At 72.1% G+C, this 24,995-nt stretch carries 27 protein-coding genes; 16 read left to right on the forward strand and 11 right to left on the reverse strand.

Annotated features, from left to right (window positions below; translation table 11 throughout):
- Positions 1–222: 222 nt before the first annotated feature.
- A complete protein-coding gene (locus tag ACGFNU_RS42605; RefSeq protein WP_392602334.1) occupies positions 223–1,008 on the reverse strand; it encodes an enoyl-CoA hydratase-related protein in 786 nt (261 codons plus the stop codon).
- A complete protein-coding gene (locus ACGFNU_RS42610) occupies positions 1,001–1,810 on the reverse strand; it encodes a PaaX family transcriptional regulator C-terminal domain-containing protein (RefSeq protein ID WP_392602335.1) in 810 nt (269 codons plus the stop codon). Before ACGFNU_RS42610 ends, ACGFNU_RS42605 begins: the two co-directional genes overlap by 8 nt.
- A 156-nt stretch (positions 1,811–1,966) precedes the next feature.
- Between ACGFNU_RS42610 and ACGFNU_RS42615 the strand changes: the two genes are divergently transcribed.
- From ACGFNU_RS42615 to ACGFNU_RS42630, 4 genes are all read left to right on the forward strand, one after another.
- Positions 1,967–2,134: a DUF3117 domain-containing protein gene (locus ACGFNU_RS42615; protein WP_151568744.1), complete on the forward strand. Its 168-nt coding sequence runs from the start codon at positions 1,967–1,969 to the stop codon at positions 2,132–2,134.
- A gap of 117 nt (positions 2,135–2,251) precedes the next feature.
- Complete coding sequence (locus ACGFNU_RS42620; RefSeq protein WP_392602336.1) at positions 2,252–3,715, forward strand: leucyl aminopeptidase; 1,464 nt, start codon at positions 2,252–2,254, stop codon at positions 3,713–3,715.
- A 113-nt stretch (positions 3,716–3,828) separates the two neighbouring features.
- The gene (locus ACGFNU_RS42625; RefSeq protein WP_392602337.1) at positions 3,829–4,341 is read left to right on the forward strand and encodes a DUF1772 domain-containing protein; all 513 of its coding nucleotides are present in this window, start codon (positions 3,829–3,831) and stop codon (positions 4,339–4,341) included.
- Between the two features lie 148 nt (positions 4,342–4,489).
- Positions 4,490–5,224, forward strand: a complete 735-nt coding sequence (locus ACGFNU_RS42630) for an anti-sigma factor domain-containing protein (RefSeq protein WP_392602338.1) — start codon at positions 4,490–4,492, stop codon at positions 5,222–5,224.
- A gap of 175 nt (positions 5,225–5,399) precedes the next feature.
- On the opposite strand, the gene ACGFNU_RS42635 is transcribed toward ACGFNU_RS42630, so the two are convergent.
- Together ACGFNU_RS42635 and ACGFNU_RS42640 are read right to left on the reverse strand one after the other, a co-directional pair.
- Positions 5,400–5,996 (reverse strand): hypothetical protein, encoded by a 597-nt coding sequence (locus tag ACGFNU_RS42635; protein WP_392602339.1) that lies wholly within the window; start codon positions 5,994–5,996, stop codon positions 5,400–5,402.
- An 8-nt stretch (positions 5,997–6,004) separates the two neighbouring features.
- The gene (locus tag ACGFNU_RS42640) at positions 6,005–6,610 is read right to left on the reverse strand and encodes an O-methyltransferase (RefSeq protein WP_392602340.1); all 606 of its coding nucleotides are present in this window, start codon (positions 6,608–6,610) and stop codon (positions 6,005–6,007) included.
- 211 nt (positions 6,611–6,821) lie between these two features.
- Here ACGFNU_RS42640 and sigE point away from each other — a divergent pair, with 211 nt between their 5' ends.
- From sigE to ACGFNU_RS42665, 5 genes are all read left to right on the forward strand, one after another.
- Entirely contained in the window at positions 6,822–7,454 is a 633-nt protein-coding gene (sigE, locus tag ACGFNU_RS42645) for an RNA polymerase sigma factor SigE (protein ID WP_225994021.1), read from the forward strand.
- Positions 7,455–7,531: 77 nt separating this feature from the next.
- Positions 7,532–8,275, forward strand: coding sequence for an anti-sigma factor family protein (locus tag ACGFNU_RS42650; protein ID WP_392602341.1), 744 nt, complete (start codon positions 7,532–7,534; stop codon positions 8,273–8,275).
- Positions 8,272–9,444 (forward strand): MucB/RseB C-terminal domain-containing protein, encoded by a 1,173-nt coding sequence (locus tag ACGFNU_RS42655; RefSeq protein WP_392602342.1) that lies wholly within the window; start codon positions 8,272–8,274, stop codon positions 9,442–9,444. The genes ACGFNU_RS42650 and ACGFNU_RS42655 overlap by 4 nt, the downstream gene beginning before the upstream one ends.
- A gap of 76 nt (positions 9,445–9,520) precedes the next feature.
- Positions 9,521–11,221 carry a S1C family serine protease gene (locus tag ACGFNU_RS42660; RefSeq protein WP_392602343.1) on the forward strand — a complete coding sequence of 567 codons (1,701 nt, stop codon included), beginning with the start codon at positions 9,521–9,523 and terminating at the stop codon, positions 11,219–11,221.
- Positions 11,222–11,310: 89 nt separating this feature from the next.
- Positions 11,311–11,661, forward strand: coding sequence for a sec-independent translocase (locus tag ACGFNU_RS42665; protein WP_392602344.1), 351 nt, complete (start codon positions 11,311–11,313; stop codon positions 11,659–11,661).
- A gap of 70 nt (positions 11,662–11,731) precedes the next feature.
- On the opposite strand, the gene ACGFNU_RS42670 is transcribed toward ACGFNU_RS42665, so the two are convergent.
- Positions 11,732–12,874 carry an Mrp/NBP35 family ATP-binding protein gene (locus ACGFNU_RS42670; RefSeq protein ID WP_392602345.1) on the reverse strand — a complete coding sequence of 381 codons (1,143 nt, stop codon included), beginning with the start codon at positions 12,872–12,874 and terminating at the stop codon, positions 11,732–11,734.
- A gap of 133 nt (positions 12,875–13,007) precedes the next feature.
- Here ACGFNU_RS42670 and ACGFNU_RS42675 point away from each other — a divergent pair, with 133 nt between their 5' ends.
- A complete protein-coding gene (locus ACGFNU_RS42675) occupies positions 13,008–13,481 on the forward strand; it encodes a MarR family winged helix-turn-helix transcriptional regulator (RefSeq protein WP_392602346.1) in 474 nt (157 codons plus the stop codon).
- A gap of 60 nt (positions 13,482–13,541) precedes the next feature.
- On the opposite strand, the gene ACGFNU_RS42680 is transcribed toward ACGFNU_RS42675, so the two are convergent.
- Both ACGFNU_RS42680 and ACGFNU_RS42685 read right to left on the reverse strand, forming a co-directional pair.
- On the reverse strand, positions 13,542–14,036 hold the full coding sequence (locus ACGFNU_RS42680; protein ID WP_392602347.1) for a DUF1003 domain-containing protein: 495 nt from the start codon (positions 14,034–14,036) through the stop codon (positions 13,542–13,544).
- Positions 14,033–15,376, reverse strand: a complete 1,344-nt coding sequence (locus tag ACGFNU_RS42685) for a magnesium transporter MgtE N-terminal domain-containing protein (protein WP_392602348.1) — start codon at positions 15,374–15,376, stop codon at positions 14,033–14,035. The genes ACGFNU_RS42680 and ACGFNU_RS42685 overlap by 4 nt, the downstream gene beginning before the upstream one ends.
- A gap of 236 nt (positions 15,377–15,612) precedes the next feature.
- On the opposite strand from ACGFNU_RS42685, the gene ACGFNU_RS42690 reads away from it, so the two are divergent.
- Positions 15,613–16,194 carry a carboxymuconolactone decarboxylase family protein gene (locus ACGFNU_RS42690; protein ID WP_392602349.1) on the forward strand — a complete coding sequence of 194 codons (582 nt, stop codon included), beginning with the start codon at positions 15,613–15,615 and terminating at the stop codon, positions 16,192–16,194.
- Between the two features lie 13 nt (positions 16,195–16,207).
- Positions 16,208–17,107: an RNA polymerase sigma-70 factor gene (locus tag ACGFNU_RS42695; protein WP_392602350.1), complete on the forward strand. Its 900-nt coding sequence runs from the start codon at positions 16,208–16,210 to the stop codon at positions 17,105–17,107.
- A gap of 169 nt (positions 17,108–17,276) precedes the next feature.
- Here ACGFNU_RS42695 and ACGFNU_RS42700 read toward each other — a convergent pair whose 3' ends face one another.
- On the reverse strand, positions 17,277–17,783 hold the full coding sequence (locus ACGFNU_RS42700; protein WP_392602351.1) for a hypothetical protein: 507 nt from the start codon (positions 17,781–17,783) through the stop codon (positions 17,277–17,279).
- Positions 17,784–17,900: 117 nt separating this feature from the next.
- Between ACGFNU_RS42700 and ACGFNU_RS42705 the strand changes: the two genes are divergently transcribed.
- Both ACGFNU_RS42705 and ACGFNU_RS42710 read left to right on the forward strand, forming a co-directional pair.
- Positions 17,901–18,839: an HpcH/HpaI aldolase/citrate lyase family protein gene (locus ACGFNU_RS42705; RefSeq protein ID WP_392602352.1), complete on the forward strand. Its 939-nt coding sequence runs from the start codon at positions 17,901–17,903 to the stop codon at positions 18,837–18,839.
- Between the two features lie 72 nt (positions 18,840–18,911).
- Positions 18,912–20,270, forward strand: a complete 1,359-nt coding sequence (locus tag ACGFNU_RS42710; RefSeq protein WP_392602354.1) for a type II CAAX prenyl endopeptidase Rce1 family protein — start codon at positions 18,912–18,914, stop codon at positions 20,268–20,270.
- Here the strand turns inward: ACGFNU_RS42710 and ACGFNU_RS42715 are convergent.
- From ACGFNU_RS42715 to ACGFNU_RS42725, 3 genes are all read right to left on the reverse strand, one after another.
- The gene (locus ACGFNU_RS42715) at positions 20,245–22,110 is read right to left on the reverse strand and encodes a serine/threonine protein kinase (protein ID WP_392602355.1); all 1,866 of its coding nucleotides are present in this window, start codon (positions 22,108–22,110) and stop codon (positions 20,245–20,247) included. The two genes, ACGFNU_RS42710 and ACGFNU_RS42715, sit on opposite strands and share 26 nt — an antisense overlap.
- A gap of 52 nt (positions 22,111–22,162) precedes the next feature.
- Positions 22,163–22,810: a hypothetical protein gene (locus ACGFNU_RS42720; protein WP_392602356.1), complete on the reverse strand. Its 648-nt coding sequence runs from the start codon at positions 22,808–22,810 to the stop codon at positions 22,163–22,165.
- A gap of 127 nt (positions 22,811–22,937) precedes the next feature.
- The gene (locus tag ACGFNU_RS42725) at positions 22,938–23,387 is read right to left on the reverse strand and encodes an NUDIX hydrolase (RefSeq protein WP_392602357.1); all 450 of its coding nucleotides are present in this window, start codon (positions 23,385–23,387) and stop codon (positions 22,938–22,940) included.
- 80 nt (positions 23,388–23,467) lie between these two features.
- On the opposite strand from ACGFNU_RS42725, the gene ACGFNU_RS42730 reads away from it, so the two are divergent.
- The gene (locus tag ACGFNU_RS42730) at positions 23,468–24,121 is read left to right on the forward strand and encodes a DUF6758 family protein (protein ID WP_392602358.1); all 654 of its coding nucleotides are present in this window, start codon (positions 23,468–23,470) and stop codon (positions 24,119–24,121) included.
- A gap of 26 nt (positions 24,122–24,147) precedes the next feature.
- The gene (locus ACGFNU_RS42735; RefSeq protein WP_392602359.1) at positions 24,148–24,993 is read left to right on the forward strand and encodes a PHP domain-containing protein; all 846 of its coding nucleotides are present in this window, start codon (positions 24,148–24,150) and stop codon (positions 24,991–24,993) included.
- Positions 24,994–24,995: the final 2 nt, after the last annotated feature.

Below are 24,995 nucleotides of genomic sequence, written 5' to 3' on the forward strand. Positions count from 1 at the left end.
AGGGTAGCCCACGTTCGCGGCGCCGCGGCGCGGGGTAGTGCGCGTTCGCGACACAGCGGCTGAGGGTAGCCCGCGTTCGCAACACAGCGGCGGCGCGGAACCGAGCTTGCGGCGCTGCGTCAGGTAGTCCGAGCTTGCGGCGTAGCGACGCTGATGGCCGGGTGCGCGGTGTAGCGGCGTTGTGTGGCGGTCGGATGACCGGCCAGGGGTGAAGTGCCTGGGTTAGTTGCCCTTGAAGGCTGGTTGTTGTTTGGCCAGGAACGCTTCGGTGGCGGCGTGGTGGTCCTTGGTCTTCTCGCACAGGTCCTGGAGCTCGGCCTCTTTCTCCAGGGAGGAGGCCAAATCGTTGGTGGACGCGTGCCGCAGGGCCGTCTTCACGGCGCCGTACGACACGGTCGGGCCCGCGGCGAGGCGGCGCGCGAGCTCGACGGCGGCCGGGGCCAGCTCGTCGGCGGGGACGACCCGGTTGACCAGGCCTAGTTCGAGGGCCTCGGGGGCCTTCACCCGGTCTCCGAGAAGCAGCAGCTCGGCGGCCTTCGTCCAGCCCACGCGGCGCTGCAACGTCCACGACATGCCGCTGTCGGGCGCCAGGCCGATTCCGGTGAACGCGGTGGCGAACGAGGCCTTGTCGGAGGAGACCACCAGGTCGCACGCCAGCGCCAGGGAGGCGCCCGCTCCGGCCGCCACGCCGTTGACGGCGGCCACGACGGGCTTCGGCATCTCGGCGATGGCCAGCACGATCGGGTTGTAGTGGCGGCGCACGGTGTCGTTCAGGCCCTTGCCGGCGGCCAGGTTGTCGCCGTGCTCGCGCAGGTCCTGGCCGGCGCAGAAGGCGCGGCCCGCCCCGGTGAGGATCACCGCGCGCACCTCGGGGTCGGCGGCGGCGCGTTCGAGGGCTGCCAGCAGTGCCGACTTCGTCTCGTCCGTCAGCGAGTTCATCGCGTCCGGACGATTGAGTGTGATTGTCGCCACACTCTCGGTGAGGTCGTACAGCACGGTCTCAGGCATCCTCGTCGTCCTCCTCGTCGCCCCGCGGGAGCTCTCTCAGGCAACCTTCGACGAACCGGGAGGCCGCGGGCAAGAGGCGCGCGGCCTCGGTGTCGAAGAACCGAGCCGCGCGCGTGCCGGGCCAGCCCTCGGGCAGGACGTCGGGCGGCAGTCCCGGGTCCCGGAAGAGGAATTTGCGCCATTCGTGGACGAGCCGGCTCCGCACCGCGAACGCCTGCTCGTCGGTGAACTCCTGATCGCATGCCAAGAGCGCATGGGCGTCGGCGAGCCACCGTTCGTACGCGCGGGCCAAACCGTCCAGATCCCACGCCCGGGCGACCAGGCCGTGCGCGTCGCCCTCGTAGGCGGAATGGAACCGTTCGGCTCGTACGGACTCGGCGTTCAGCAGCGGATCAAGCTCGCTCGACGCGCGCGGGCTGATCCAGGTGGTCTCGTCCAGCCGGGCGTAGCCGAGGTAGCCGAGCCCCGCCGCGAGCCGGTCCCGCCGGGCGCGCTCGCGCACCCTTTCGATCACCAGCAGATGCCAGCGGCCGTCCCACGGGCCGAGATCGCGGTAGATCCGGTGGGCGGCCTCGTCGAGCCGCCGGACGGCCCGCGGGGTCAGCGCGTACCCCGGTCCAGGGGGCAGTCGGACGGGCTCCAGCCACTCCTGGCGAACCATCCGGGACACGGCGGTGCGCACCGCCGGAGCGGCGATCTCCAGGGCCGCCAGGAGCCGGACCAGCGCGGCGATCGGGGCCCTTCCGCCCCGCTCCCGAAGGTGGTCGCCGTACAGATCGAACAGCGCCGAACGTGCGTTCATAGGAGCAGTCTCTCGATCTGGAGGCTGATCGTTACCACTTCGCGCCCGGAAGACGAGATAATGGACCACTACTGATGACGCGGATGCGACAGGCGGCCACGCGGCCAACGGTGCCCGGAGGCCCCACGCGGCCCTAGGCAGGAAGGGGATGCACGCATGGCGGCGATGAAGCCGCGGACAGGAGACGGTCCGCTCGAAGTGACCAAGGAGGGGCGCGGAATCGTCATGCGGGTCCCGCTGGAAGGCGGCGGACGCCTTGTCGTGGAGCTCTCCGCAGACGAGGCCAAGGAGCTCGGCGACGCCCTCAAGGAAGTCGTCGGCTAGCGCCTCTGCCCCGAGTTGCGGTGAAGGTCCCGGCGGCGACGCCGGGACTCTCGCCGTGTTCGCCACCAGCGCAAGGCCCGTGAAGGCACCGATCAGAGCGACGAGGGAGTCCGCGCCATGCCCATCGAGACCAAGGTCAGCAGCGTCGGCGGCAGATTGTCCGAGGCGGCTGAGAGCCTTGGGGCCGAGGTGGTGGCCGTCCCGGTGCGCTCCGGGCCGGCGGCTCCGGACGCCGAGATCGCCTCGTTGCTGCCGTTCACGCTGGACGAGCTGCTGACGTTGCACGGCGCCAAGGGGGAGCCCGGCGAGGTGGTGTCCACCCCGGTGCGGGTGGGCGGCCGGGTGCTGGAGCTGCTGCTGTACGGGGTCGGCGAGGCCGCGCCCGGCGACCTGCGCAAGGCGGGGGCCGCGCTCGCGCGCCGCGGCAGGGGCCGGACGACGATGGCCGCTGGAGTCCCCTCGGGTGATCTCGCGGCCTTCGTCGAGGGCGCGCTGCTCGCCTCGTACACCTTCACGATCGGCCAGCCGCCCAAGAAGGCACCGCTGGGCGCCCTGGCGGTCCTGACCGAGGCGGGCCCGGAGGCCGACGCGGCGGCCGTCGGACGCGGCACGGCGGTGGCCCGGACGGCGGCGCTGGCCCGCGACCTGGCCAACACCCCGGCGAGCGAGAAGGGCCCCTCCTGGCTCGCCGAACGCGCCGCGGAGATCGCGGCCGAGGCGGGGCTCGCCGTCCGGGTGCGCGGTGAGAAGGAGCTCGCCGAGGGCGGTTTCGGCGGCCTGATCGCGGTGGGGGCGGGGTCGCCCCGCCCGCCGCGCCTGATCGAGCTCTCGTACCGTCCTGAGGGCGCCGAACGGCACATCGTGCTGGTCGGCAAGGGCATCACGTTCGACAGCGGCGGCCTCTCGCTCAAGCCCAACGACAACATGAAGACGATGAAGACCGACATGGCCGGCGGCGGCGTGGTCATCGCGGTCATGGGCGCCCTCCGCGCGCTGGGCGTGCGCGCCCGGGTCACCGGGCTGATCGCCGCCGCGGAGAACATGCCCTCCGGCTCCTCCATGCGCCCCGGCGACGTGATCACCCACTTCGGCGGCACGACCTCCGAGGTGCTCAACACCGACGCCGAGGGGCGCCTCGTCCTCGCCGACGCCCTGGCCTACGCCGACGCCGAGCTCGACCCGGACGTGGTCGTCGACGTCGCCACGCTCACCGGCGCCGCCAAGGTCGCGCTCGGCCTGCGGACGGGCGCGCTCTTCGCCAACGACGACGCGCTCGCCACCGCGCTGGAGGCCGCCGGCGCCGCCGCGGGCGAGCCGCTCTGGCGGCTGCCGATGGTCGAGGACTACCGCCAGGCGATCGAGTCGGACGTGGCCGACGTGGCCAACATCGAGCGGCGCGGCTTCGGCGGCGGTTCGATCATGGCCGCGCTCTTCCTGCGCGAGTTCGTGGGCGACCGCACGTGGGCGCACCTGGACGTCGCCGGGCCAGGCCGCGCCACGGCCGACGACGCCGAGATCACCAAGGGCGCCACCGGTTTCGGCGCCCGCCTCCTCCTGAACTGGCTGGCCGCTCCCGCCTAGCGAGCTTGGACGGGCGCGTATGGGGTTTGGTCTCTCGGACATGTCGCCGCGTTCCGCCTGGCTGTTGGCTTGGAGACACGACGGAAGACCGTCGGATCTCTGAGAGGAAGCCAATGATGTTCAAGGTGCTGCAGACCGGTTCGCTCGTCGCCGCGGTGGTCACGACGGGGCTCATGGCGGGCCTTTTCGCGGCGTTCTCCTACGCGGTCATGCCGGGGCTGGCCAAGGTCGGCGACCGTGCGTTCATCGACGCGATGCAGCGGATCAACGTGGCGATCGTCAACGGCTGGTTCATGGTCAGCTTCATGGGGGCGCTGGCGTTCGCGGGGCTCGCGGCGGCGTTGCACTGGAAGGCCGACGACCGCTCGGTCCTGCCGTGGATCGTCGCCGGGTTCGTGCTCTACCTGGTCATGTTCATCATCACGGTGGCGATCAACGTCCCGATGAACGACAAGCTGATGGCCGCGGGAGACCCGGCCAAGATCACCGACCTGGCCGCCGTCCGCACGGAGTTCGAGGCCCGCTGGGTCACCTGGAACATCGTCCGGGCGCTCACCTCCACCGCCGCGCTCGGCTGCCTCGCCTGGGCGCTGGTCCTGCACGGCCGCGTCACCGGCAAGGGCTGAGATGGGCCCTGCCGAAATCCAGGACGGAAAGTGTCCGATTCCGACCGATCCGTGATGCCGTCGGCGCCGAATGACTGTCAGAGGAGACCGCGATAGAGGCGAATGCTCCACAGGCTGATCTGGATGCGCGACTGAAGGGCGGTGGAACGTGACACAGGCGTTCCCTACGGTGCACAGCCTCTCCGGGGCCTACGCCCTCGACGCCCTTCCGGAGATCGAGCGGCGGCAGTTCGAAGAGCACCTGGCGGAGTGCGGCGACTGCGCACGCGAACTGCGGGGCCTGCGCGCGACGGCCGCGCGCCTGGGCACCGCCGCCGCCCGGCCCGCGCCACCGGGGCTGCGGGAGCGGGTGCTCGCCGAGATCTCCCGGACGCGCCAGGAGGTGCCCCTGGCCGCCTGGGCCCGCCGTGGCAGGCGGAGCGGACGGGGGTTTCCGCCCGGTCCGCTCACTCTCGCGGCGGCCGCGTGCCTGCTGGTCGCGGTGGCCTTGGGGGTGATCACCGTCCGCGCCCAGGACCGCCTGGAACGGGTCGAGGCCCGGCAGCGGCAGGTGGAGTCGGTCCTGGCGGCGCCCGACGCGCGTACGGTCAGCGGCCCCGTCCGTACGGGCGGCACGGGCACGGTCGTGGTCTCCCGGCAGACCGGCCGGGCCGTCGTGATCATGTCAGGGCTGCCCGTGCCGCCGGCCAGGCGAACCTACGAGCTCTGGCTGCTCGGCACCGGGCAGCCACGCCCCGCCGGGCTCACGGACACCGGATCCGCGACCGTCGTCGTGAACGGCGTAGGGAAGGCCGGTGGCGGCATCGGGATCACCATCGAACCGACGGGCGGATCGCCGCGGCCCACGACCGATCCCGTCTTCGCCGCCGACCTACCCGTGTGACCGGCATCACGCCTCGATCCTCTACGCGTCGCCGAGACCACGTCCCGCCCTCCGACGTGGCAAATATCACGCCCTGCCTCCGGTGTGCCGGGGCCGCGTCCCGCCTCCGGCGTGCCGGGGTCACGTCCTGCCTCCGGCGTGCCGGGATTGCGCCTCTGCCGCGGTGTGGCGGGAATCACTGTTTGCGGCGGTCTACTACTGGGATCTGGTGGTGGCGGCGTGCTTCGGTGACGATCTCTTTGAGGGAGGCGGTCCAGCTCGCGTCGACGGCGAAGCACCAGCGGGCGGCCTCGGCGGTCGCGGGCACGTCCGGCAGCGTCAGCGCCACCAGCTGGGGCCGGTCGGCCGTCCGGGCCGTTTCGAGCAGTTCGGCGGACGGCAGGAAGATCAGGTAGTCCTGCTCGCCGCGCTTGGCGCCCGCCAGGCCGCGGCGGACGGCGCACATGGCGTGGATCTCCGGCCAGGGCAGCACCTTGTCGGCACGGCGCGGCAGCGGCCAGCGGGCCGGGCGGCGCACGCCCTCGGCGGCCAGCTCCAGTACGGGGCGGCGGCTGATCAGTGTGGACGTGAACAGACCGGCGCCGAACAGCACCAGCCCTGCCACGCCCAGGACCACGAAGAGCACGCTCCCGGCGCTCATCCCGCGCATCAGGCCGCCCGCGACGAACGCCGCCGAGGCGGCCACCAGGATCAGGCAGGCCGTGATCTGGACGACGCCGCGCCAGGTCAGGCGGGTGCGGACGGGGAACGCCTGCTCGTCCGCGCGTCCCATGCGTCCGCTCAGTCGTCGCGCTTGACGGCGCACAGCAGGCCGTCGCCGACCGGGAGCAGCAGCGGCACGAGCCGCTCGTCCTCGCGGACCAGGCGGTTGACCTCGCGGACCGCCAGCGTCTCCGGGTCGCGCTGGGCCGGATCGGCCACGCGGTGGTGCCACAGCGCGTTGTCGAACGCCACCACGCCGCCGGGCCGCAGGAGCCGCAGCGCCGCGGTCAGGTACTCGGGGTACTCCTGCTTGGCCGCGTCGCAGAAGACCATGTCGTACGCGCCGTCGGTGAGACGGGGGAGCACCTCCAGCGCGCGGCCGACGATCATCCGGGTGCGGGAGGTGCCGAGACCGGCCTCCGCGTACGCCTGCTTGGCCAGCCGCTGGTGCTCGTGCTCGACGTCGACGCTCGTGAGGACGCCGTCCTTGCGCATGCCGCGCAGCAGCCAGATCCCGGAGACGCCGCAGCCGGAGCCGACCTCGACCACCGTCCGCGCGTCGATCATGGCCGCGAGAAAGCGCAGTGCCGCGCCCCCGGCGGGACCGATCGGGACCGCGCCGATCTCCTCGCCGAGACGGCGCGCATTGATGAGCGGTTCGTCTTCGGGGAGGAATTCCTCCACGTAGGCCAGGGTGGCCTGAATGGCGTCGATGGCTGCCTCCTCGCGGGACCCCCGCCTGGCTCAATGCTGGAAAGACCATATCGCTGACCGGGAACCAACTCGCGTTTCGTGGCGTTCTAACTGACAGTCGGTCCACAACCGCCCCAGCCCAGGCGCGACCGTGTCGTTCCAATGCGACAGCGTGAGGCACAGAGAGGAACAACCCGGGACCATGGGAGTCGCAGCACTTACATTCAAGGGCGCTGTGGGGGTCGGCCCCAGGCAGGGGCTTGGTAACGCAGCAGCCAGGGAGAACGCTCCTGACGCGGAGTGGGCGCCGCCGTCGTGGGACGAGGTCGTCCGCGAGCACTCCGGGCGCGTCTACCGGCTCGCCTACCGGCTCACGGGCAACCAGCACGACGCCGAAGACCTCACGCAGGAGGTCTTCGTCCGGGTCTTCCGTTCGCTGTCCAACTACACGCCGGGCACGTTCGAGGGCTGGTTGCACCGCATCACCACGAACCTTTTCCTCGACATGGCGCGCCGCCGCCAGCGCATTCGCTTCGAGGGACTGGGAGACGACGCCGCCGAACGGTTGCAGGGCCGTGAGCCCACACCGGCGCAGGCGTTCGACGACCGCAATTTCGACGCCGACGTCCAGGCCGCGCTCGACGCCCTGGCCCCCGAATACCGGGCGGCCGTGGTCCTGTGCGATATCGAGGGACTGTCGTACGAGGAGATCTCGGCGACGTTGGGTGTCAAACTGGGGACCGTGCGGAGCCGGATCCACCGGGGGAGGGCGCAGCTGCGAGCCGCGCTCGAGCACCGCGCACCGCACCGCAGGCTGCAGCCGGAGGGCGTCTAGCCGCGCCGGACGCACGACGTTCACGCCCGGCCGCCAGCGCGGGCGAGCGTGACTGATCGGAACGACGAGGGAGCCGCGTGAGTTGTCTGGGGGAGCGTCTGACCGCTCTTGTCGACGGTGAGCTGGGCCACGAGGAGCGCGACCGCGCGCTCGCCCATCTCGCGCGTTGCGAGCGGTGCCGGGCCGAGGCGGACGCGCTGCGCCGTCTCAAGGGCCGGTTGCGCGGTCTCGCCGACCTTCCGTTGATCGAGCGGGACGAGGAGCTCCCGTCCGGCGATCTGATGTCCCGGCTGCGCGCGATGGGGGCGAGCACCGGTACGGGAACGGGCGTCGGCCCCGGCGCCTCGACGGGCCTGCCGGGTGAGCAGGCCACGGGCGAGCACGCTTCTGGTGAACGAGTACCGGGCGACGAAGCGCCTGAGGGCGCCGTTCCGGCACCGGGCCGGCCGTCTCCCGCCCGCCCGCCGCTGCAGCGGCACGCCGGGTCGCGCGAGAGGTCGCCGCTGTCGTCCAGGCCGCGCGACAACCGCCCGGTCGGCCGCGCCGCCGCGAGCCGGATGGCCGGACGCGGCGTGAGCATCGGCGCCGGGGCCGGACTGGTCCACCGCGCGCCGCGCCGCCGCTATCTCGCCGTCGGCGCCGCCACGCTCTTTCTCGGGCTGGGCACCGCCTCCTACGTCGCCGGTGGCGAGCGCGAGGCGCCCGCCGTGACCCCCGCGTTCGACCGGTTCGCGGTCGAACACGCGCTGACGTCCGGGGATGTCCCCCTCACCGATCCGGTGAACGAGGACCTTCCCGTCCAGATCTCTCCGGAGCCGTGACCTCCGGCACCGCACACGGCGGACGGCGGGGCGCACTGCTGGCGGGGGGTCTCGCCGGCGCGCTGGCGCTGGCGGCCGCGCTGGCCGGTGACGCCTGCGCCGCGCGGCGCGTCCGCAGCGAGCCCGAGGCGGTACGGCTGCTGCGCGCCGCGGCCGAGGCGGCCCGGCAGGTCCCGTACGAGGGCCGGCAGTTCCTCACGACCTGGGGCGGCGGAGGCGCCAGGACCTCCCTGGTCACGGTGGCGCACACGCCCGGCGAGGGCACCTACTTCGCGCCCGGCGCGGCCCTGCGGGAGACCACGCCGCCGGCGCCCCGGACGGCCACGCCGCCCGACACGACCACGATGACGGCGACCACCCGTACCTTCCATCCGGACGCGTCCGCGATCAGGGGCGCGCTCACCGGCTTCACGATGGAGATGCTGGCGCTCCTGACCCGCAACTACTCGGTCGTCCGCGCCGCCGACGCCGCCGTCTGCGGCCGCCGGGCCCGGGTGATCGAGGCCCGCCGCCCGGACGGCACCGCGGCCGGGCGGTTCTGGCTCGACACCGATACGGGCCTGATGCTGCACCGGGAGCTGATCGACGGCGCCGGGCAGGCGGTCGCGGCCACCGGCTTCCGTGAGGTGCGGATCACGACGCCACGCGGGGGGCAGGTCCAGTCGCGGGGTGGTCGCTCGCTCGGTGAGAGCACGCCTGAGGTCCCGCAGGCCGCCGCGGCCGTGCCCTGGCAAGACCAGTTGGAGGACGACGAGGTCGGTGCCCTGCGCGACCGCGGCTGGCGCATGCCGCAGGAGCTGCCCGACCGGCTCACCCTCTACGACGCCCGCCGCGCGGCCGCGACGTCCGACGACTCCACCGTCCACCTCAGCTACTCGGACGGCCTGGCGGCCGTGTCGGTCTTCGTCCAACGCGGTGGCCTGGACGAGCGGAGCTTCGCCGGCTGGCAGCGCACCCGGAGCAACGGGCGCACCGTCTTCCGGCGTGACTCGCTCCAGCGGTGGGCGGTCTGGGCGGGGGACGGCTACGTCTACACCGTCCTCACCGACGCCCCCGCGGGCACCGCCGATTCGGTGATCAAGGCCTTCCCCGGCGACGGTCCGGGTTTCTGGGGCCGGCTGGGCCGTGGCCTGCGCCGCCTGGGCTCGTGGGCCAACCCCTTCGGCTGAGGTCTTATGCTCACCACATGCGTCGCTGGGCAACATGAGCGCGTATGACGAGAACCACTCCGTAGGAGAGATGGGGATGACGGAAGAGAGCCGCGAGCCGGTCAAGGCGTCGCCGGGGGACGACCGTGTCGTCGCCGGCTACGGGGCCGAGCGGGCGGAGTCCGCCGGCCCGCAGGACCAGGCGGACGACCGCCAGCAGGCGGCGGAAGGTCCCCAGGCGCAGGACACCGTCGAGCCGATCGCCGGCCTGCCGGTCGACGATCCCGGCTGGACCGCCGAGCACGGTGCCGCCCCGGCGGGCGGGGGGTTCGCCCCGCCGGACGCGTTCGGCACCGACGACGGGCCGCGTGACACCCGGCCCACTGCGGTCGAGACGCCCCTCCCCGAGGGCCTCGACCAGGGCCCGCACCGACCCGGCTTCGTGCCGCACAACCACGACCCGCGTGCGGGCGTCCCCGCCGACGGCCGGCAGGGCACCCCGTACGGCTGGCCGCCCCAGTCGAGCCACCAGCCCCCGCCCCCCGGCGCGGGCGGTCCCGTGCCGCCGCCTCCGGGCGCCCGGCCGATGGGCCCGCCGCATCCGGGCGGCCCGCGGCCCATGGGCGGCCCCGGCGGGTTCGGCCCGCCGCCGGGCGGCCCCAACTGGGCCCCAGTGCCGCCGCCCCCCGCGCCCGTGCGCGGCGGTCCCGGCATCGGCGTGCTGGCCATCATCGGCCTCATCGTCGCGCTGGTGGCCGGCGGTGTCGGCGCCGGCATCGGCGTCATGGCGACCGATGACGACGACGGGTCCAGCGTCAGCCTCGGCGGCGGCAGCACGGGCGCCGGCCCGGCCGTCAAGAACCGCCCGCCGGACTCGATCGCCGGGATCGCCCAGAAGGTGCTGCCCAGCGTCGTCATGATCCGGGTCGAGACGCCCGGCGGCGAGGGCGGTGCGGGCACCGGCTTCATCGTCAACGGCGGCTACATCGTGACCAACAACCACGTGGTCGCCGCGGGCGGCGGTGGCGGCAGCATCAAGGTCGTCTTCAACGACAAGAAGCAGCTGCCCGCCACGATCAAGGGCCGGGACGAGCGGTCGGACATCGCGGTGCTCAAGCCCTCGGGCGAGCACTCGCTGCCGGCGCTGGCCATCGGCAACTCCGACGATCTCGCGGTCGGCGACCCGGTGGTCGCGATCGGCTCGCCGCTGGGCCTGCAGAGCTCGGTGACCAGCGGGATCGTCAGCTCGATCAACCGCGCGGTGCCGACCCGGGGCGAGGGCGGCGGCGGTGACGGCTCGGTCCTCAACGCCATCCAGACCGACGCGGCCATCAACCCCGGCAACTCCGGCGGGCCGCTGGTCGACCTCAAGGGCAGGGTCATCGGGATCAACACCGCCATCGCCACCCTCAACGGGGGGCAGGAGAGCGGCAGCATCGGCCTGGGCTTCGCCATCCCGATCAACCATGGCAAGCGCGTGGCCGAAGAGATCATCAGGACCGGCGTCGCCAAGCGCACCCAGCTGGGCATCGGCATGGACCAGCGCTACACCGGCCCCGGCGTGAAGATCAGCGATGCCGAGTCGAACGGCACCCCGCCGATCGTCAAGGGCGGCCCGGCCGAGCGCGCCGGACTCAAGCCCGGCGACGTGATCACCAAGATCAACGACCAGGTGATCGAGAGCCCGGCCGATCTCTCCGCGCAGATCCGCAGCAAGGCGCCCGGCGACAAGATCAAGGTCACGTACACGCGTGGCGGCAAGGAGACCACGGTCGAGGTCACCCTCGCCGCGGCCTGACGTTCAGATCCGGTTCATCCGGGCTGGAGATACGCTGTGGGGATCCGGGCCGCGAGGCCCGGATCCCCCTGGTGCTTGTGGAGGACGGGTTGTTCGACGTCGGACTGGGCGAGATGGCCGTGCTCGTCGTGCTCGCCCTTGTCATCTTCGGTGACAAGCTGCCCACGGTCGCCGGTCAGGCGGGCCGGGCGCTGCGGCAGTTGCGGCAGATGGCCAACAGCGCCAAGGCCGATCTCCAGGACGGCCTCGGCCCGGAGTTCAAGGACTTCGACATCGCCGACCTCAACCCCAAGACCTTCGTCCGCAAGCACCTCCTCGAAGACCCCGACGACGAGCCGGGCCACGCCAACGGCCGCGTCTTCGACGACGAGCCCTACGCGACCACGGTCGGCGGCCTCGAATACGGCGAACGCCCTCCCTTCGACACCGAGGCCACCTGATCAGACGTTCGGACATAGGGAAGGGCCCGTCCCCGGGGTGGGGGCGGGCCCTTCTTTCGCGTGTGGTGCGTCACATTTTGTTCTTGGGGGTGATGCCCAGGGACATGCCGGAGAGGCCGCGGGAGCGGCCGCCGATCTTGTCGGCGATGGTGCGGAGCTCCTTGCCGGCGCCGGAGTCGGGGTCGGCGAGGACGAGGGGCTCACCGTTGTCGCCGCCCTCGCGCAGGCGCGGGTCGATCGGGACCTGGCCCAGGAGGGGGACACGGGTGCCGAGGGTCTGGGTGAGCGCGTCGGCGACGGTCTGGCCGCCGCCCGCGCCGAAGATCTCCTGGCGCTCGCCGCAGTGCGCGCAGGTGAGGTAGGACATGTTCTCGATCACGCCGACGACCTGCTGGTGGGTCTGGGCGGCGATCGCGCCGGCGCGCTCGGCCACCTCGGCGGCGGCCTGCTGCGGGGTGGTGACCACGAGGATCTCGGCCGAGGGCAGCAGCTGCGCGACCGAGATCGCGATGTCGCCGGTGCCGGGCGGGAGGTCCATCAGGAGGACGTCGAGGTCGCCCCAGTAGACGTCGGCGAGGAACTGCTGCAGGGCGCGGTGGAGCATCGGGCCGCGCCACACGACGGGCTGGTTGCCCGCGGTGAACATCCCGACGGAGATCACCTTCACGTCATGCGCCGACGGCGGCATGATCATGTCTTCGACCTTGGTGGGCGGGTGCTCCACGCCCAGCATGCGGGGGATCGAGTGGCCGTAGATGTCGGCGTCGACCACGCCCACCTTGCGGCCCTGGGCGGCCAGTGCGGCGGCCAGGTTGACGGTGACGGAGGACTTGCCGACGCCGCCCTTGCCGCTGGCGACGGCGTAGACCTTGGTGAGGCTGTTGGGCTTGGCGAAGGGGATCTCCTTGCCGGCGTCGCCGGGGCGGAGCTTCTCGCGCAGTGCCTTGCGCTGCTCCTCGCTCATCACGTCCAGCTCGACCTGGACCGAGGTCACGCCGTCCAGCTTGGCGACGGCCTCCGTGATGTTGCTGGTCAGGGTGTCCTTCATGGGACAGCCGGCCACGGTCAGGAAGATGGCGACGTGCACGGAGCCGTCCGGCGCGATGTCGACGCTCTTGACCATGTCGAGCTCGGTGATGGGCTTGCGGATCTCAGGATCGTTCACCGTGGCGAGCGCCGCGGTCACCTGCTCGGTCGTCAACTGGAGGGCCATGCCCCCCATGGTATGAAGTCCGCGCGGGTGCCTGTTACTCCGGGGTCGCAAACCCCCGGGGGGTGATCCTGGGGTGGGAGCGACACGGCCGCCGGGCATCGCGCACGATCTTCCGGCGCCGTACCATCGGGGCGTGACAACGCCGTCCAGCACCATTTCGGCCGCCGAGCTGACCGTGTGGCGCACCCTGCTCCGCGCCCAGGTCCAGATCTCCCGCCGTCTCCAGGCCGACCTGCTGGCCGACCACGATCTCGCGCTCGCCTCGTACGACGTGCTGATGCACCTGGGGGAGGCCCCGGCCGGCCGGCTGCGCATGAACGATCTCGCCGACCGGGTGCTGCTCTCCCGCAGCGGCCTCACCCGGCTCGTCGACCGGCTCCAGCGGGAGGGCCTGGTCTGCCGCGAGTCGTGCAGCAGCGACGCGCGCGGGCTGTTCGCCGTGCTGACCCCGGCCGGCGGCGCCCGGCTGGCCGCCGCCACCCCCACCTACCAGCAGGGTGTGCGCGACTACGTGCTGAGCAGGCTGGACGAGGACGATCTGCGCCAGTTCGGTCACATCCTCGACAAGCTCGCCGACGAGCCCTTGCTGGCGGCTCCCGTCCTCTAGCGGCCGCCTCCGATGGCGGCTCTCGCCCTCTAGTGGCCGCCTCTGCTGGCGGATCCCGTCCTAGAGGCTGTGGCTGGAGTCCTTGCGTCCCGCCTCCAGCTCCTTGAGCATCGCCTGCAACTCCGAACGCAGGAAGTCGCGCGTGGCGACCTCGTTCAGCGCCAGCCGCAGCGCGGCGACCTCGCGGCTGAGGTATTCGGTGTCGGCGACGCTCCGTTCGCCCCGCGCCCGGTCCTGCTCGTACTGCACCCGGTCGCGGTCGTCCTGCCGGTTCTGCGCCAGCAGGATCAGCGGCGCCGCGTACGACGCCTGGAGCGACAACATCAGCGTCAGGAAGATGAACGGGTACGGGTCGAACTTGAGCGCCGCCGGGGCCACCAGGTTCCACACGATCCAGACCGCGACGAAGACGGTCATGTAGACGAGGAACCGCGCGGTGCCCAGGAAGCGTGCGATCCGTTCCGACAGCCGGCCGAACGACTCGGGGTCGTAGTGCGGCCGGGGCAGGACGGAGCGGCGGACCTCGCGCGGCTGGTCGAGACGGGACGGGCTCATGAGGCGCCCCCCAGGTCGATCTCGTCGCGGATGACCGGGAACTCGCCGCTGCGGACGGCCTCCTCCTCCGGATCGGCCGTCTCCTCGGCCGTGGCGTCCATCACGGTCTCCCGCCAGTCGTCGGGCAGCAGGTGGTCGAGCACGTCGTCGATGGTGACGGCGCCGAGGAGGTGCCCGTTCTCGTCGACCACGGCGCCCGCCACGAGGTTGTAGGTGGCGAGGAACGTCGCGACGGCCTCCAGCGACATCGTCGGGCGCAGCGGGTCGAGCTCGGTGTCGACGCTGCCGCTGACCAGGGACGACGGCGGCTCGCGCAGCAACCGCTGGAAGTGCACGGTGCCCAGGTAGCGGCCGGTCGGGGTCTCGGTGGGCGGCCGGCACACGTACACCTGCGCGGCCAGCGCCGGGTTGAGATCGGGGTTGCGGATCTGCGCGAGCGCCTCGGCCACGCTCGCGTCCGGCGACACGATCACCGGATCGGTGGTCATCAGGCCGCCCGCCGTGTCGTCCTGGTAGGTCAGCAGCCGCCGGACCGGCGCCGCGTCCTGCGGCTCCATCCGGGTCAGGAGCTGCTCGCGCTGGTCGGTGGGCAGCTCGCCGAGCAGGTCGGCGGCGTCATCGGGCCCCATGGCCTCCAGCACGTCGGCGGCGCGCTCGACCTCCAGCTTGGTGAGGATCTCGATCTGATCGTCGTCGGGCAGCTCCTCCAGGACGTCGGCGAGCCGCTCATCGTCGAGCGCGAGCGCGATCTCGGCGCGGCGCTTCTCCGGCAGGTCGTGCACGAAGTTGGCCAGGTCGGCGGGCTTCATCTTCTCGAACGCGGCGATCACGCCGGCGGCGCCCTGGCCGTGCTCGACGGCGGAGAAGCCCGTCACGGCGTCCCAGTCGACGACGAACACCTCGCCCTGCCTGCGGCGGAGCCCCCGGCCACGGCTGCGGCGCACCGCGACCTTGCTGATCAGCCAGTCCCTCGTCCGGGTCGGCTCCATCGCCACGTCCACCACCGACACGGCCTCCTCCGGATCGGTCATCGTGACCGTCCGGTCCAGCATCTCCGCGATGACGAGCGTCTCGGACGCGCGCTGCTGGAAACGGCGCACGTTGAGGCGCCCGTCGAACACGATCGCGTCCGACTCGATGACCGTGACGCGGGTGATCGGCAGGAACACCGGCCGCCGCGGCTGCACCTCAACCACCAGGCCCAGCACGCGCGGCGGCTTAGCGCCGAGCCGGAGCGCGACCACCACGTCGCGGACGCGGCCGACCTGGTCGCCCGCGGGGTCGAACACGGCGATTCCGGCGAGGCGGGCGATGAACACCCGGGTCGGGGATCCGCTCATGGGAGGCACACTACCCACGATCATGGCGTTGACCCGGGCCGGGGAGTGCCGACCGCCGGCGGTTCACCGGGCGTTCGCCGGACGGATGTCGCATCCGCGCCGGACGGTTGCCACATCCGCGCCGGGCCGATGACACATCCGCGCCGGACGGATGTCACAACCGCCGGGCCTGTCCCGTCGTAGGGGGTGACCTGGAGAAGCCCGTGAAGGGCCGGAGCTGAAAGGAAGGCCGCCATATGCCCCGCATCTCGCTGGATCCCCCCAGGACGCGCGTCTACCGCCTCGGCGCGTGGATCACCCGCAAGAAGTTCGGCAAGGAGCTCGACCCCGGCCGCGCCATGGGCCACCACATGGGGGTGTCGACCGCGTACGGGATCCTCGAGGCCCAGGTGCTGCGCTGGAAGTCCGTGCCGCACCGGCTCAAGGACCTGGCGTGCATGGCCGCCGCCGTCAAGATCGGGTGTTCGTGGTGTGTGGACTTCGGCACCTGGGAGTCGAACATGCACGGCATGCCGCTGGAGAAGATCGAGGCGGTGCCGCACTGGCGCGACAGCGGCCTCTTCGAGGAGGACGAGCGCCTCGTCCTGGAGTACGCGGAGGCCATGAGCGCGGATCCGCCCGAGGTGACCGACGAGCTGACCGAGGCGCTGCGCCGGTACCTGACCGAGAAGCAGCTGGTCGAGCTCACCATGATCATCGCGATCGAGAACCTGCGGTCGCGGTTCAACGGGGCCGCGGGCCTGACCGGGCAGGGCTTCAAGGACCAGTGCGAGATCCCGGCCGCCGGGGGGTCGATCCGGTCCCGGCGCGACACATGAGATTCTCTTGATCGTGAGCGATGACGCGGCCGAGCTGTTCAAGGAATACCGGAACCTGCTGTTCGCGGTGGCCTACCGGATGCTGGGCACGGCGGCCGACGCCGAGGACGCGGTCCAGGACGCCTGGCTCAAATGGTCCGGCGCCGATCGTTCGAAGGTGACCGACCCCAAGGCGTACCTCGTCCGGATCACGACCAACCTCGCCCTCGACCGGCTGCGGTCGGCCCAGGTGCAGCGCGAGACCTACGTCGGCCCGTGGCTGCCCGAGCCGATGCTGACCTCGCCGGACGTCGCCGAGGACGCGGAGCTGGCCGAGTCGGTGTCGATGGCGATGCTGGTGGTGCTGGAGACCCTGAGCCCGCTCGAACGGGCCGCGTTCGTGCTCAAGGAGGTCTTCGGCTTCCCGTTCGCGGAGATCGCCAGGGCGCTGGACCGGTCGGAGGCGTCCGTCCGGCAGCTCAGCACGCGCGCCCGCAAGCACGTCGAGGCGCGGCGGCCGCGGTTCGAGGCCGATCCCCGGGAGCGGCTCAAGGCCACCGAGCGGTTTCTGGACGCGAGCATGGGCGGTGACATCAACCGGCTCATGGAGATCCTCGCCCCCGATGTCGCGCTGTGGACCGACGGCGGCGGCAAGGTCAGGGCCGCCCTGCGGACGATCCACGGCGCGGAGAAGGTGGCGCGCTGGCTCGCGGCGGTCACCCAGCAGCCCTACGCGGGCATCCAGCCGAGCGACATGCGGGTTCGCGTCGTACCGCTGAACGGGGACCTCGGGCTGGTCATCGACGGGCCCGCGGGGCCGATCACCACCCTCTCGATGGACATCGACGAGCAGGGCAGGGTCGCCGCCATCCACCTCGTCGCCAACCCGGACAAGCTCCGGGCGGTCACGGAAGGCCGCGAACTGCCCCTCTAGTGCGGACGCTCCGCGCCACGCCCCCTCGATCAACCGCCCCCTCGACCATCGCGTCTCGCTTCACCCGCCCTTCGATCGACCGCGCTTTCGATCGACCGCGCTTTCGATCGGCCGCGTCTTCGCTTCACAGGGCCTTCGGCCGACCGAGTCTTCGATCCGTGTGCGAGCGTCACCGGTCGGCCTTGCGCTTCTTGCCGCCGTACATGCGGGGCGGCGGCCCGGCGGTCGTCGCGGGGGTCGGGACGGGCCGCACGTCGGCGTAGTCGCCGGAGTAGCCGCCCGGCGCCTCGGTGATCTCGTCCGTGGGCGTGAGCCGCATGATGTACGACTCGACCGCCCACCGGTCGATCTGGCCCTCGTGGCTGGAGGCGTTCAGCCGGTCTTTGGCCATCAGCGGCGCGACGGTGCTCCACAACTCCGAACCCGGCTGCACGGGATCGCACGTCGCGACGAAGGAGACGAGCCGGCCGCCCTTGTCCTTGCTGCGCAGGGTCACGTGGACCTGCTCGGCCTCGGGCAGGCCGGGCAAGGGCTGCTCGCCCTCGCCGCCGGTCAGCACGTAGGCGGAGCCCTCATGCCACAGGTGCCAGGCCGCGCGCGGCTGGGGAAGCCCCGGCAGCGCGAGCCACAGCAGCCCCGACTTCTTGCCCGCCTCCTCGACCAGCGCATCACCCATACCGTCAGCGTCTCACAACCCCGCCCACCGGCGAGCGATCATGGCGCGCCTGTGGATAACTTCCGTTCACGCGATGTGGATAACTCCCCGCGAGGCGGCGTGGATAGCATCCGGGCCATGCGATCGCGACGTACCACGCTGGCAGTTCCCGGCAGCAACCCGCGCTTCATCGAGAAGGCGCAGGGGCTGCCCGCCGACGAGATCTTCCTCGACCTGGAGGACGCGGTCGCGCCCGCCGCCAAGGAGGACGCCCGCAAGAACGTGGTCGCCGCCCTCAACGAGGGCGACTGGACGGGCAAGATCCGTGCCGTCCGGGTCAACGACCTGGAGACCGAGTGGACCTACCGGGACGTGATCGAGGTCGTGGAGGGCGCGGGCGCCGGCCTCGACTGCCTGCTGCTGCCCAAGGTGCAGGACCCCTCCCACGTGCGGTGGCTCGACCGGCTGCTCACCCAGATCGAACGGGCGATGGGGTACGAGGTCGGCCGCATCGGCATCGAGGCGCAGATCGAGGACGCGCGCGGGATGGTCAACATCGACGCCATCGCCGCGTCCTCGCCGCGGCTGGAGACGCTCGTCTTCGGGCCCGGCGACTTCATGGCCTCGATCAACATGAAGACGCTCGTCGTGGGGGAACAGCCGCCCGGCTACACCGAGGGCGACGCCTACCACTACATCCTCATGCGGATCCTGATGGCCGCCCGCGCCCACGATCTGCAGGCGATCGACGGGCCCTACTTCAACGTGCGCGACGTGGAGGCGTTCCGGCGCGTCGCGCAGCGGTCGGCCGCGCTGGGCTTCGACGGCAAGTGGGTGCTGCACCCGTCGCAGGTCGAGGCGGGCAACGAGGTGTTCTCCCCGGCGCAGGACGACTATGACCATGCCGAGCTCATCCTCGACGCGTACGAGCACGCCACGACCGTGGAACGCCGCGGCGCCGCCATGCTCGGCGACGAGATGATCGACGAGGCGTCCCGCAAGATGGCCCTGGTCATCGCCGCCAAGGGCCGCGCCGCCGGGCTCAAGCGGACGAGGTCCTTCGAACCACCGGTTTAGTCAGGGCGGTATGCCGGATTTGCCACGTACGATTCTTGGCAGGTGCTGAAGGGCTCTACAGGGAGGTCGCGCGTGTCAGACCCGGCGGACGTCAACGGCTGGGCGCCGCCGGATTCCGGGACGGCGAGTCCGGACCCTGACCGGGAGACGCAACGACCCTCGTATCAGCTCCCCGGGCATCCACAGCCTCACGACGGCCAGGGCCGCCCGTCCGGGACGCCCTATGGCCAGCAGCCACAGCCGTACGGTCAGCCGACGCCGTATGAAGCGTCCTATGGCCAGCCACAGCCGAACGGCCGGCAGCCGTATGACCAGCAGCCGTACGGGCTGCCGCAGCCGTACGGCCAGCCGCAGCCGTATGGTCAGCAGCCCTATGGGGTGCCCGCGTACGCGGGGTATGGCCCGCCGGTCAAGCAGCCATGGATCACCCCGGCGCCGCTCGGAGTCAGGTACCACCGGATGGCCCGGAACGCCGCGCACCGCTGGTGGCGGCCGCTGCTCGGCTCCCTGCTGATCGTCGTCGGCGCCCTGGCGCTGATGATCGGACTGATGATCGTCGGGGCGGTCGTGCACTCGATCGTCAACGGCGGGGTGTACGAGCCGAGCGGCGACGGGATCTTCGGCGACGACACGGCCGACCTGGCCTTCCAGCTCGGTTCGCTGGCGATCCTCCTGCCGCTGGTGGCGCTCGCAGCCTTCGCCGTGCAGCGCCGCCGTCCCGGCACCGTCTCGTCCGTCGAAGGCAGGCTCCGCTGGAAATGGCTGCTGGGATGCTCCGGCGTGGCGGTCCTCTTCTGCATCGTGTCGTTCGCGTTCTCGTGGGGCGCGTCCCTCGTTGTGACCGACCCCGACCCCACGGAGCCGGAGAAATGGGTCGGCTGGGACGAGTTCGTCCTGCCCGCCGTCATCATTGTCTTGCTGGTGCCTTTCCAGTCGGCGGCCGAGGAGTACATCTTCCGCGGCTGGCTGATCCAGGGCATCGGCTCCTGGACGCTGGAGACCCGTACCGGCAAGGTCGGCCGCGCGTTCAGCACGGTGTTCCGCACACCATGGCCTGGAATCGTCATCGGCGCGGCCCTGTTCACGGCCGGTCACGGCTACACCAGCTGGGGCGTCCTCGACGTCTTCCTCTTCGGGGCGATCGCGGGCTGGCTGGTGATCCGCACCGGCGGCCTGGAAGCGGCCATCGCCGTGCACGTCTTCAACAACCTGATGGCCTTCCTGCTCCCGGCCGCCGTCGGCAAGCTCGACATCGAGCAGGGGTCGGTGCCGTGGCAGTACGTCGCGGCCGACGTGGCGCCGATGCTCCTCTACGCGGCCGTCATCGCCTGGATGGTCCGCAAGTTCAACATCCGGACCGTCACCGCGAGCCCGGCCGACGACGCCGCACCGGACGCGCCGCCGGTCACTCCCGAAGTGATCGGACGCTGAACGACTCGTACCGCACCGTCATCGTCGTGGGGGAACCCGCGTCCGAGAGAGCGGCGGTCCCGCAGGCGCCCGCCCGGTGGGGCCGCGTCCGGTCGTCGTAGATGGCGGCCAGCCGCCCGTTCACACGGAGCTTCAACCGGCTGACGCCGTCCTCGAACCGGCACTCGGCCTCGATCCGGTTCTCCCCGTCGGTGATCCCGGGGGCCTTCTGGAACGGCCGCAGCTCCTGCCGCACCCCGTCCTGGGACTCCTTCACGATCCCGGCGGTCCGGTCGCTCGTGAGGTAGAAGTCGTACCGGTTGGTGGCCTGCGTGACCGGATTGCCCCCGCACCAGATCCCGTACGACCCGGCGCCGGACTGCAGGCGCACCCGGGCCACCACCCGGACGTCGCCCATCTCGTTCGCCCTGACCGGCGCCGTGGTGACCATGCCGCGTTCGGGCGGCAACTGGAGCAGGTACCCGCCGTCGAAGTACCGGGCCACCCCGTCGCCCTGCTCCCGCTCCAGCCAGCCGCGCTTCACATCGAAGTCATCGTCGAACGAGGCGGATCCCGCAGGGGTGCGCGGCCCCCACACGAGATAACCCGTCCCAGCCGCCACGAGCACGCAGAGGACCACCACGCCGCCCACCAGCGCGCGCCGCAACGCCCGCTGCCTCGGCGACTCGGCTTCGGTGACCCGCTCGCCCTCACGTTCGACAGGATCGAGACGGGTCACCGGAACCTCGGACCGATCGTGGGACGACAGCCGGTCGTCGGCCGCAGCCTGATCCCTCGGCGCGCCATCCCCGCCCCCCGCCGACTCATCATGCGTCGCGGGCAGACCCTGCGGCGCGACCTGATCGTGCGGCGCGGCCTGGTCTTGCGCCGCGGGCTCACCAAGTGGTGCGGGCTGATCGCCCGGGGCGGGTTTGTTGTCGGGTGGGGCTTGAGCTTCGGTCGGGTGGGCGGCGTTCGCGAGCTGGTCGCCTGCCACGGCGGTGTCGTCCGTGGTGGCGGGGTCGTCGGACTCGGGTTCGGGGTCGGGGACGAGTCGCAGGTGGGGCGCGGGAGGGGCGTCCGGCTCCGGGTCGGCATCGTGGGCGACGAGGACGTCGATCAGGTCGCGGGCGGTGGGTCTGCGGCCGGGACGCTTGTCCATGGCGAGTTCGACGACGGCGGCGAGGCTGCCGGAGAGGCCGGTCAGGTCGGGCGGCTCGTGGACGAGGCGATAGAAGACCTCCGGGCCGGTCATGCTGCCGAACGGGGGCCGCCCGGTCGCGGCGAACGCCACGACGGCGCCCCACGAGAAGACGTCGGACGCGTGGGTGACCTGCTCGCCGAGGGCCTGCTCGGGCGACATGAACGGGGGAGTGCCGATCGCGACGTCGCCCGTGATGGGCGTCGACTCGGCCAGGCGCGCGACGCCGAAGTCGATGACCTTGGGCCCCTCCGGGGAGAGGATCACGTTGCCCGGCTTGAGGTCGCGGTGCGTGACGCCGGCGCGGTGGATCGCGGTGAGGGCCACGGCGGTGCCGACGGCGACCGATTCGAGCCGGGCGCCCGCGAGGGGACCGTTCCTCTTGACGGTCTCCCAGAGCGTGCTGCCCTCGACGTACTCGGTGACGATGTAGGCGAGGTCGTCCTCGATGGAGGCGTCCAAAACCGGGGCGGTGCAGAACGGGGCGACCCGGCGGATCGCCTCCACCTCCCGTTCGAACCGGATCTCGAAGCCGGGCTGGGCCACCCAGCCGGGGTTCATCACCTTGACGGCGACGACCTCCCGGCCGGGGGCATGGGCGAGGTAGACGACGCCCATGCCCCCTGCCCCGAGCCGCCGTACCACCTTGTAGGGACCCACCTCGGGTGGATCGAAGGTCGTCAGGGGAGTGCTCCTTAGGATGTGCCGGTCCTCAGGGCGCGTCCGGGTCGGCGGGCGCGACCGCGACCCGCTCGTCCTCGATCGTGATCGCGCCGGCGCCGGGATTCAGGACGGGTGCTGGACGAGGCTCCTTGCCGTAGTTGACCAGCCCGACCTGGGCGCCGCTCGGCAGGATGATCCAGCCGCCGACGAGCTGCGCGCCCTCGGTCGTCCGCGCGGCCGCGCGGTACAGCCCGGACGGCGGCCTGACCACCGGCGCGCGGAAGCCCATCACGCCCTTGCGGGAGAGGCTGGCCGCGCCGATGACGGTGTCGCCCTGGACGGATCCGGTGAGGATGCCCTTCTTGCCCTGGAGGCGGATCAGGCCTTCGGGATAGACCTTGCCGCGCAGCCAGGCCTCCAGGCTGCGGCCGTCGCAGACGTACGCGATCGCGTTGCCGCCCTTGACGGTCAGTGCCACGACGGCACGGCTGCCGGGCACTCGTGAGGCGAAGGTGGCGTTGGCCGATTGCGGGATCGGCGGTGGTGCGGGGGCCGCCGTGGTCGCCGTGAGCGGCGGCGGCGGTGAGGCGTCCGGTTCTGTGTCCGAGGAGACCGTCCGGACGAGCACGGTCGTGGCGATGATGATGAGGACCGCAAGGCCGGCGAGCAGCGCCAGGAGCGGCCCGGTCCTACGCATGGTTCTCGACCCCTGTTGTCGCGTTCGTTCCACGACACCAGTGATGAGGTGGCGGCGCAAGGCGCGGGCGTGGCCAGGAGCGGGCGTGGCCAGGTTGAACGTTTTGCGGCGCCGTCCGCGTGCAGCCTTAGATCAGGCCCCAGCCGCTGAGGGCGTCGAGAAGTCCGGGGACGGTGGGGAGGGAGCGAAGCTCGGCGGGCGTCACCCAGCGCGCCTCAGCCGCGTCGTCGCCCGCCCGGAGCTCCGGCGCGGCAGCCTCGCCCGCCGGTGTCGCGGCGGATTCACCGGTCGGTGTGACGTCTGCTCCGGTGATCGGCGTCGCGACGTAGTCGTGGATCTCGTATGTGATGTCGCCTGGTCCCGGTCTGTCCACGGTGCCGGCCAACGGCCCTACCGACACCTCCAGGCCCGTCTCCTCCCGAAGCTCGCGGACCACGGCGGCCACGTCGGTCTCGCCCGGTTCGACCCGTCCGCCGGGGATCGACCAGAGCCCCAGGCCCGGCGGGGTTCCGCGGCGCACGACGAGCAGCCGACCGGCCTCGTCGTGGACGATTCCCCCTACACAGCGCACCCGCATGCGCTCATTTTGTCTCCTCTTTGCCCTATCTACCAGCGAGAACTTGACGTGGCGAACTCCGCCACGCACCCTTGGTAGTCATGAGGGCGGAGCCCACCTGCCCGCGTTGCGGCGGACGACTGCGCGCGCCGAGCCTCTGGTCGAGCGACTGGGGCTGCGGTGTGCACGGTGTCGTCCTGCCCCGCCAGCCGGCCAAGAGGCCCGGCCCGGACGGGCTCGCCGCGGTGCTGCGCGACACCCGGGTCCCGGTCTGGACCCCCTGGCCGCTGCCGCTGGGCTGGCTGATCACCGGGTTCGTGGCCGTGGGCGACGACCGCAGTGGCGTACGCGCAGCGGCGGTCTCCCTGTCCGGCCCGGGGCTGCTGTCGGGCCCGGCCGACATGCTCCTGGTCGCCGAAGAGCCGGGCATCGGGCTCGGCGCCTACTACGCCGGGCTGATGAACGGCCCGGATCCCGGGACGGGCTTCGGTGAGGGGCCGCCGCACGCCAAGGTCGAGGTCAGCGGGCCCACCGCGACCTCCGGCCACTCCGTCCCGATGTGGGCGGTGCCGTCGGCCGAGCCCGACCGCGCGGTCTACGTCGGCGAGGCGCTGGGCGACTGGCTGTGGGCGGTGCTGTGGCCCGCGGACGCCGGGTTGCTCATGCTGGAGCGCCCGCACCTGCTCGATCTCCGCGAGCCCGGGATGGAGCTCGACCTGCCGTACGGCGCCTACAACCCGCGCCTGGACGAGTAGACCGGCGCCCGGGTAGGAACGAGTGCATGCGGATCGACCTGCACTGCCACAGCGACGTTTCCGATGGCACCCGTCCGCCCGCCGAGGTCATGCGACGCGCGCGCCAGGCGGGACTGGACGTGGTGGCGCTCACCGACCACGACACGGTGGCGGGATGGCAGGAGGCCGCCGAGGCGGCGCCTGACGGGCTGGAGTTCGTTCCCGGGATCGAGCTCTCCTGCAAGAAGAACGGCGACAGCCTCCATCTGCTCGGCTACCTCTTCGATCCGGACGAGCCCGAGCTGGCCGCCGAGCTGGCGCGGATCCGCGACGACCGCGTGATCCGGGCCGAACGGATGGTGGAGCGCCTGCGCGAGCTCGGCGCCGGCGTCACGTGGGAGCAGGTCCGGGAGCTGGCCGCGGGCGAGTCCGTCGGCAGGCCCCACATCGCCCGTGCCATGGTCGCCGCCGGCGCCGTCCCCACGGTCGACGACGCGTTCACCGAACGGTGGATCGCGCCGGGCGGCCGGGCCCATGTCGACCGGTACGCGCTCGACCCCGCCCGCGCGATACGGCTGCTGAACGGGGCGGGCGGGGTCGGCGTCCTGGCGCATCCGCGGGCGCGCAAACGCGGATATGTCTTCGGCGACGAGGTGATCGAGGAACTCGCCGCCGCCGGGCTCCGCGGGGTCGAGGTCGATCACCCCGACCACGCGCCCGCCGACCGGGCGCGCCTGCGTGACCTGGCCGGCGGCCTCGGCCTGGTGGTCACCGGCGCCAGTGACGACCACGGCGCGCTGACCGGCGACCGGCTCGGCAGCGAGACCACCGACCCCGCCGCGTTCGAGACGATGATCTCCGAGCGGCTCCCTGCGCACCGCCGCGCGCGGTAGGG

This window comes from Spirillospora sp. NPDC048911 (assembly GCF_043198015.1).
Lineage (GTDB): Bacteria > Actinomycetota > Actinomycetes > Streptosporangiales > Streptosporangiaceae > Spirillospora.